Annotated in this window: 9 protein-coding genes; 2 read left to right on the forward strand and 7 right to left on the reverse strand. The window is 47.9% G+C overall.

Going from position 1 to position 8,235, the window contains the following annotated elements:
* Nucleotides 1–370 precede the first annotated feature (370 nt).
* From RM811_RS14740 to lptM, 6 genes are all read right to left on the reverse strand, one after another.
* Entirely contained in the window at nt 371–1,822 is a 1,452-nt protein-coding gene (locus RM811_RS14740) for a hypothetical protein (protein WP_402525691.1), read from the reverse strand.
* Between the two features lie 89 nt (nt 1,823–1,911).
* Nucleotides 1,912–2,862, reverse strand: a complete 951-nt coding sequence (gene xerC, locus RM811_RS14745; protein ID WP_402525693.1) for a tyrosine recombinase XerC — start codon at nt 2,860–2,862, stop codon at nt 1,912–1,914.
* Nucleotides 2,859–3,773 (reverse strand): DUF484 family protein, encoded by a 915-nt coding sequence (locus tag RM811_RS14750; RefSeq protein WP_402525696.1) that lies wholly within the window; start codon nt 3,771–3,773, stop codon nt 2,859–2,861. The genes xerC and RM811_RS14750 overlap by 4 nt, the downstream gene beginning before the upstream one ends.
* The gene (dapF, locus tag RM811_RS14755) at nt 3,751–4,581 is read right to left on the reverse strand and encodes a diaminopimelate epimerase (RefSeq protein WP_402525698.1); all 831 of its coding nucleotides are present in this window, start codon (nt 4,579–4,581) and stop codon (nt 3,751–3,753) included. The genes RM811_RS14750 and dapF overlap by 23 nt, the downstream gene beginning before the upstream one ends.
* 22 nt (nt 4,582–4,603) lie before the next feature.
* The gene (gene lysA / locus RM811_RS14760; RefSeq protein ID WP_402525700.1) at nt 4,604–5,929 is read right to left on the reverse strand and encodes a diaminopimelate decarboxylase; all 1,326 of its coding nucleotides are present in this window, start codon (nt 5,927–5,929) and stop codon (nt 4,604–4,606) included.
* A 54-nt stretch (nt 5,930–5,983) separates the two neighbouring features.
* Nucleotides 5,984–6,142: an LPS translocon maturation chaperone LptM gene (lptM, locus tag RM811_RS14765; RefSeq protein WP_402525703.1), complete on the reverse strand. Its 159-nt coding sequence runs from the start codon at nt 6,140–6,142 to the stop codon at nt 5,984–5,986.
* Between the two features lie 80 nt (nt 6,143–6,222).
* On the opposite strand from lptM, the gene cyaY reads away from it, so the two are divergent.
* Both cyaY and RM811_RS14775 read left to right on the forward strand, forming a co-directional pair.
* Nucleotides 6,223–6,648, forward strand: a complete 426-nt coding sequence (gene cyaY, locus RM811_RS14770) for an iron donor protein CyaY (protein ID WP_402525705.1) — start codon at nt 6,223–6,225, stop codon at nt 6,646–6,648.
* 226 nt (nt 6,649–6,874) lie between these two features.
* Nucleotides 6,875–7,348 (forward strand): DUF29 domain-containing protein, encoded by a 474-nt coding sequence (locus tag RM811_RS14775; protein WP_402525707.1) that lies wholly within the window; start codon nt 6,875–6,877, stop codon nt 7,346–7,348.
* 440 nt (nt 7,349–7,788) lie between these two features.
* On the opposite strand, the gene RM811_RS14780 is transcribed toward RM811_RS14775, so the two are convergent.
* Nucleotides 7,789–8,235, reverse strand: a 447-nt coding sequence (locus RM811_RS14780; protein WP_402525709.1) for a porin, incomplete at its 5' end; no start/stop codon positions are given.

Genomic DNA, 8,235 nt, shown 5'->3' on the forward strand with positions numbered 1-8,235 from the left:
CACGCTTTTAGGCCCTGTGGGTCCTGCGTGGTAGCGCCAGGACCCAACCACAGACACGATTCCTGTGGTTGGCTATGCATTCCCACGCAGAGCGTGGGAACGAGGTTCCTGGTGGGTTTTGCGACAGCCTCCTGCGCGGGAAAGACGGGTGGGGGCGGGGGTAGAAATCGGCATTTGCAGCCTTTTGCGACAGCCTCGAAAGCGGGGATCCACTGCTGGCGATGAATTCCCGCCTTCGCGGTTGTCGCAAAACCCTCCGAACCCGGCACAGATGAAACAACCATCGTGAAATTCCTTGCACACACCTCAACGTTTTTTTATTTCATCTTTCATATCGTACAATCTATCAATTACCCCATAAAAAATTTTATCAAACCACCTTTATTGTTTCTTTATTTCTTTCCTTCATCCGAAAAATCAAACTATCAAGATCATTATTACTTTTCTCACCAAACTCTTTAATTATTCCTTTGATAGCGTCTTTTTTATCTACAAACAACTTAATCTTATTCATCCAGTCATTGGCTGAAGACAGTTCTACTAAAAGAGAACGTACCACTTTTAACTTTTCTTTTTTATTTTTCAGCGCCTCCAGTTGCTCAACCTCAGATGATCCATCTGCAGGCATGCCTTTATCAAAAATTTCTGAAAACTTACTTTTTAAATTATCTTTAGATCTATCCTTCCCCTTGAGCCAATCTGGAAAGCCCTTCAAAAGTTTCGAAAATACCGCCAGCATGAAAAGACACTTTTTACTTCGTTCCAAACTATTATTTTCTTCCTGTTTCTTAATCCCTTCCAACTGAACAGGTTCTGATAACTGCTCTTCGCTATTTACATTCGTCGTGGAAGTTACGTTTCCTGAATTCCCGACGCTCCCCCTGTTATCGTTATCAGCAGGTGGTTCAACCGTTTGCTGTGGCCTTGTAATACCTGCCTTGGCAATCCCTTTCGATTCATTATCCGACTGAACAGGCATAGACGAAAGCGAGTGATTCATTGCCTTTTCAGGCATGGCTCTACTGTCTATATCTCCGTTACATGAAGCATATCCCTGTACCTGCTCATTTCTTTGAGGGAAATCAGGTTGCGGGAAGGGGGAAGGCAAAAAAATTCCATTATTAACATCAGCTACCCTCCCATAACTTCCTAAAATGGAATCAAAATCTCTAAACATGCACTCTACGTGTGCTTTCGAAGGAGTTACACTCTCACCTGAAAAGGAATCCGGCTGTGCAGAATACGTAGACAAACCCAACCCATTAGCACGAAATAAATCTTCCGGTGCATTCGGTACTTGCGGGTCTGTAATAAACAAATACATCTTTTCCAATATGCTTTCGCTTAAATCTCCCGAAGCCTCGTTTAATTCTTCCATAGAAGCTTCAAAACTATCATAATTAATTATTACATTCTCATACCCTTCAGTTATTTTATTTAAACACTCTTCAAAACTAAATTCTTGTCCTGCAGGGGTTGGAAACTGATTTTCAGCCTCAATTATAATGTCATGCATAAGACCATCAACTTCATCCTTTAGATCATCTATATTTTCTTTCTTATCAGCATCTACGCCATTTTTTTCCTCCTGACTCACTGCGGTAATTTTTCTGTCCTTATTATCAGTTTGACCAGGTTCTTTCCTCTTATCCCGAAATATTTCCCGATCTTCAAGAAGCAGGCTACTTTCCTGAGCCTCTACCGAATTTCCGAAAGCTGTATTCTTTCGAGAAGCCTCAACTGAGTCATCAATCCCTACAGATAACTTACCAAGAAGCTGACCTATTGCACTTGCCGGTATTGCTGATGCTGACCCTGCCATAACCAGACTCATTCCTGAAGTTGAATTTTTCCCTCAGTCTAATCTGAAAAATCAAATTGGCATTAACTCAATCGAAATAAGGAAATGTTTCACTCTTCCCTTTTCTTTTTCGCCCGCGGATGCGCCTTGTCATACACAGCTGCCAGGTGTTGAAAATCCAGGTGGGTATAGATCTGGGTTGTGGATATATCACTATGGCCAAGGAGTTCCTGCACAGAGCGCAGATCACCACTGGACTCCAGTATATGACTGGCAAAAGAGTGCCTTAACATGTGGGGATGAACACCCACCGGCATACCGGCTTCCCGGGCAAACTGTTTAATTCGATTCTGAATCTGCCGGGTACTGATACGCTGCCCCGGTTTTGATAAAAATAACGCACTACCACTGTCGCTTTTAACAAGCAGATCCCGATAAGATAACCAGCGTTGTATTGCCTGACGGGCTTTGCTGCCAACAGGAACGAGACGTTCTTTGTTGCGCTTGCCTAATACACGAACCTGGGAAAAACCATCCGAGAAATTTTCAAGGTTCAGCGCGGCCAGTTCAGCCAGACGCAGACCCGAAGAATAGAACAGCTCCAGAATCGCCAGATCACGGCACTTAAGCGGATCACCATCAGCCTGACCATACGGGTCATCAAGAAGATGGTTTACCTGGTCAGCATCCAGTGTTACCGGCAAAGGCCTTCCTGTTTTAGGGGCACGCAGAAGCTTCGCCGGGTTATTGGCAACCACGCCCTGAGCCAATAAATATTGGTAAAAGCGACGGAGAGACGAGATCAGTCGCTGCAGGCTTCGGCTGGACAGCCCATCGTTATGCCAGAGACCCAGCCAGTATTTAAGCTGCTTTTCTGTTACCACCCTCCATTCAGAGCAGTTCGCGGCTTCTGCCTGCTGCATGACCCGGGTCAGGTCGCGGTTATAAGCGGACAATGTATGAGGGGAGTGTTGCTTTTCATAGCGAAGGTAATCGATAAAAGCGACCAGAGCCTTCTGCAGGTCGCTATTATTTGAGTTGTCAGAAAGAGAGTTGCTCATGAACGCAATTGTCGAGCCAGAATCCGACTCAAAATATCACCGAGGTAGCTGATAAACAGGGTTCCCATACTCGCCTTGAAATGATCTTTATCTTTACTGCCCAAAGCAAGAATGCCCAGTTGCTGCGGCTCACTCAAGGCATAGTTCAAGGGAGCAATAGCTACCGAGCCAACATTTTCAGCCTGCTCCTGAAAAAGAAAGTCCAATTCTGCCTGAGTGATCTGCCCACAAATGGCTTTGCCACTGGTCATGATAGAGCCCAGTGCATCCACAACAACATCCGTATGCTCAATTCTTACTGGCAGGCTCATGGGCTTTTCACTGAACAGAATCAGGGAATGGAACTCAATACCAAACTCATGATTAAGGCTGTCGTTGACTACTTCAATCAGCTGCTCCAGGTCTTTGCTTTCCAATAATGCCAGTACCAGCAGCCGCATACGCTCAAACAGCTTTTCATTATCCCGGGCATTGTCCGCCAGACAAACCAGCTGGTGACGATAATCCAGGGCACGTTCCCGCAGCAGGGCCACCTGACGCTCTACCAGGGAAATAGCATCTCCTCGCTGATGAGGCAATGTCAGATCCGGCAACAGATCATCACGCCCGACAAAAAAGTCAGGGTGACCTTTCAGGTAATCAGCAACCTGTCTGGCGGTAACCGCCTTTTTCTTTTGCTTATCCCTGCCTGCTTCGGCGATTTTCTCAGTCATCGTCTTAAGCCCTGTTGAAGCGGTTAGCTCATTTAAAGCCGCTTGGAATTGTCCCGAAAAACGACCCCATTTCAACGACCGTTGCCCAATGCCCGCTACCCGCTGCCCGCTGCCCGCTGCCCGCAAAAGCCAGATCCGCTTACGCTTTTTCGGACAACGGACAGCGGACAACGGCTCAAAACCGAGTGTACCCTTCATAAACGCGGGTTGCTGCTCCTGTCATCATAACCGGGCTGCCTTCCCCCTGCCAATGAATGAATAAGCTGCCACCGGACAGGTTTACCTTCACCTTTTCATCCAGCAAACCTCGCAGGCGACCTGCGACTACCGCTGCACAGGCACCGGTGCCGCAGGCCAGTGTTTCACCAACACCACGTTCAAACACCCGTAAGTTAATTTCATCGGTGCTGACCACCTGCATAAACCCGGCATTACATTTCCGTGGAAAATCCGGATGAGCTTCAATGATTGGCCCCCAGGTTTCTACCGGTGCCTGATGAACATCATCCACCAGATAAACGCAGTGGGGGTTCCCCATGGAAACGGCAGACACCTCAATGACCTGATCTTCAACCTGCAGAGGATAGGTAACAGAACGCTGCTGAGCATTAAAAGGCACCTGCTCAGGATCCAGTCTTGGCATCCCCATATCAACGGAGACTTCACCATTGCTCTGGATATTCAGCTCAATGTTGCCACCGGCCGTTTGTACCCGGATTCGGTCCCGGCCAATCAACTTTTTATCACGTACAAACCGGGCAAAACAACGGGCTCCGTTACCGCACTGCTCCACTTCACTGCCATCAGCATTAAAGATACGGTAGCGAAAATCCATATCCGGATTGGTGGGAGACTCAACCAGCAGCAGCTGGTCAAAACCAACCCCGAACTTCCGGTCCGCAAGGCGGCGGATTTTTTCCGGAGGCAGGCGCAGGTTCTGGGACACCATATCGACCACCATAAAGTCGTTACCCAGACCGTGCATTTTCGTAAAGTGCAACAACAAGCAAAAACTCCTCTTTTAGTATTCAGGCCGGCGGCAACAGGCTTTCTGAGTCAAACTGTTCAGCAATGGTTTCCCGTCGGCGAATCACATAAGCCTCAGTACCATCGACCATCACTTCTGCAGCACGACAACGGGCATTGTAATTGGAACTCATCACAAAGCCGTAGGCACCGGCAGAATAAACCGCCAGCAGATCACCTTCCCTGATGGCCAATGCCCGTTCCTTACCCAGAAAGTCACCACTTTCACAGACTGGCCCCACCACATCATACATCTGGTTTTCACCATCCGGGCGCTCTAACGTATTCACAATTGTGTGCCAGGCGCTGTAGATGGAAGGCCTCAACAGATCATTCATAGCACCATCAACGATGGCAAAATTCTTTTGCCCGGTGGGTTTAATCAACTCAACACGGGTCAGCATAATACCCGCCTGAGCGGCAATGGAGCGCCCTGGTTCGACCACCAGCGTCAAATCACCATAGCCTTTCTCAGCCAGCCGCTGTTTTACCAATACCAGGTAGTCGGAAGGTGAAGGCGCCACTTCATCCTGGTACTGCACACCGAGCCCACCGCCAATATCAAGATGCTTCAGATGAATCCCCTGTGTCTTTAACTGATCCATTAACAGCAACAGACGATCCAGTGCATCAAGAAACGGTTCTATCGTGGTCAGCTGTGAGCCAATATGGCAATCAACCCCGGCAATCTCAATATGACTCAATTGTGCAGCACGGGCATAAACTACCGGAGCACGATTTATATCAATACCAAACTTATTATCTTTAAGACCCGTGGAGATATAAGGGTGAGTCTGTGCATCAACATCCGGATTCACCCGCAATGACACGCGGGCAACCTTGTCCATTGCCTGAGCTTCTTCCTGAATAACCTCAAGCTCCTGTTCAGATTCAATATTGAAGCAGTGAACCCCGACCTCCAGAGCCCGATGAATCTCATGACGCTGCTTGGCAACACCGGAAAAAACCACTTTCTCAGGATCACCACCCGCAGCGAGAACCCGTTCCAGTTCACCGATGGATACGATATCAAAGCCTGCGCCGAGGCGAGCCAGCACATTTAAAACCGCCAGATTGCTATTGGCTTTGACGGCATAACAAATAAGATGAGGCCCGTCAGCCAGTGCCTGGTAATAAGCCTGATAGCTGGTTTCCAGGGCTTGCCGGGAATAGACATACAAAGGTGTACCGAATTCTTCCGCCAGCTGTCGAACGGGAATCTGTTCGGCAAACAGCTCTTTATTGGCTGAAGGCTCTTTATTGGCTGAAAGCTCTTTATTGGCTGAAAGCTCTTTATTAACCGCAGGCTGAAAAGCAAACCACTCCATAAGGTAACTGTTCCCATATTCATTCAATTATTGGTTTAATTATCCAGAACATCCTTATTCCACAAGGAAGGTCGAGAGATCACTACTGGCCAGAGAATTTTTTGGTTGATAAAGATCGCCCTTCTGCCCACAGCCGGTCAGCAGCAGGACAAAGAAAACAACAGCGGCTAACGCTGGAGCCTTCAGCTGGTTAATAGCAGTGAACAGTCTCATAACCCTTCCCCTTATACTCGACAGCCCATAGTATAACTGCCGAATTACTTATGGCTCTACTTATAGTTCAAGGCGTTTTTTTGAAAAACGCTGACGGCTCTACCGACAGAACCGTATGCAGGCTAAAATCCGCCCATTCTGATCCTGTTTTCACCGAGATAACGATGCAAAAAAACCTTCAGCTGACTGAACGTCAATATACCGAACTTCTTGATGGCCTGATGCTGGCCATTGAAGATGCCATAGACGATTCCGGCCTGGACATTGACTGTGAAAACGCTGCGGGCATCCTGACCCTGACCTGCGAAGACAACAGCAAGATTATCCTCAGCCGGCAAACACCTTTGCTGCAACTGTGGGTGGCAGCCCGCAGTGGTGGATTTCACTTTGATTATGACGATGAGCAAGGAGACTGGTTACTGGATGGCAAAGGCGAATCCTTTATCTCACTGCTGAATCGCTGCCTTACCGGGCAAAGTGGCGAAACGGTCCAGCTGGTTATCTGACCCTCAGGGCTTTCTCTCCTTTGCCGGGGAAGCCCGCTCTTTTTTTAAAAAACCCTTTCAATTTCAATTTATTGTCAAAGTTCCCATACCTTTTATTCATGACCTATACTGCATCCGGTCTGTGACAGCTTCTTCAAGGTTCTATCTACCAGAACAAGGCTCAAAGCCGGATCCAGAACCACTGAAACTCTTAAAAAAATATCAGTAGCATCGGGAGGTCATCACTATGAGTAACCTGTATAAAACGGACTTTTATCAGTGGACCCGTCAGCAAATAGAGTTACTGAAAAGAAATAAGTTCCGGGCCCTCGATCTGGAAAATCTGATCGAGGAAGTAGAAGACCTTGGACAGGAAAAAGTCAATTCTCTGGAAATCCATCTGACCCGCATACTGGTTCTGTTGCTAAAATGGCAGATCCGCGCCTTCAAAGAAGATTTACGCACATTGAATCGCTGGTATCGCAGCTGGTTTATGGTGATTGATTACGCCCTGGAAAAAGAGCGGGACATTGTTAAACGACTGCTGATGAATAATCCCAGTTTGTATGACTTGCTGGATGAGAGCTTGCTGGAATGTTATCCCATTGCCTGTCGGGATGCTTCGAGGGAGCTGGAGATACCGGAGGAGGAGTTTCCGGATACCAATCCGTGGACCATGGAGCAGATTATGATGGATGGGTTTCCTTCTGGGCCGGAGTAGTCTTCAATACCGCTGTCCGCTGTCCGCTGTCCGCTGTCCGTTGTCCGAAAAAGCTTCTCCTCGCTCCCGGCTGGAGATGGCGCGGAGTGTGGGAACGAGGTAAAGGTTTTTTCTTCTCGTTCCCATGCTCTGCGTGGGAATGCATACGTGACCGGATGGTTACCGATCTGGTGAGATACCTGTTTCCGAACCACAGATTCCGCACACACTGTGTGCGGAATTGAGCTGACTCCATATCAACCTCGAGCTTCGCTAGTCCTTCGCTATCACCTGGCTGGACAGGGGGGCTCCCAAGCTAAGCTGTGTAGCGTGCTCGGCACACGTATGCATTACCACGCGGAGCGTGGGAACGAGGTAAAACGCAAAAAACCCGCCAGAGGCGGGGTTTTTGTTGCCGGAAATTCCGGCGAAGACATTGCTGTCAGGCAACCACTTCGAAATTAGAAGTAGTAGCGAGCCTGCAGGATGATCTTGTCATCAACGTCGACTTCTTTGGTGTCAACAACTTTGGTGCTCTTTTCAAACTGGTAAGTACCAGACAGCTGAATTGGGCCCTGAGTGTAAACAAGTGCTACAGGCATGTACTTGACTTCGCCTTTTCCAGCATCAGAACTCTTGTCCTTCAGCTGGTTATAACCACCTTCAACCTTGAACATTTCGTTCAGCTGGTAGCTTGCATACAGTTCAACACCTTCAGCCTTGTCTACTTTGCCGTCTACTTTACTGAGGTAGCTGTGAGCGTCACGATTCTTCAGCTTAGCGTAAGTGAAAGCAGCATAGATCTTATCAGCTTCAAACTTGGCACCAACAATAGCAGACTTGGCTTTGTAGTCTTCTGCAGTTGTATCTTTAACCTTTGCTTCGTTATAGGCAGCACCGAAGCTCAG

This window comes from Endozoicomonas sp. (assembly GCF_031844845.1).
GTDB lineage: Bacteria > Pseudomonadota > Gammaproteobacteria > Pseudomonadales > Endozoicomonadaceae > Endozoicomonas.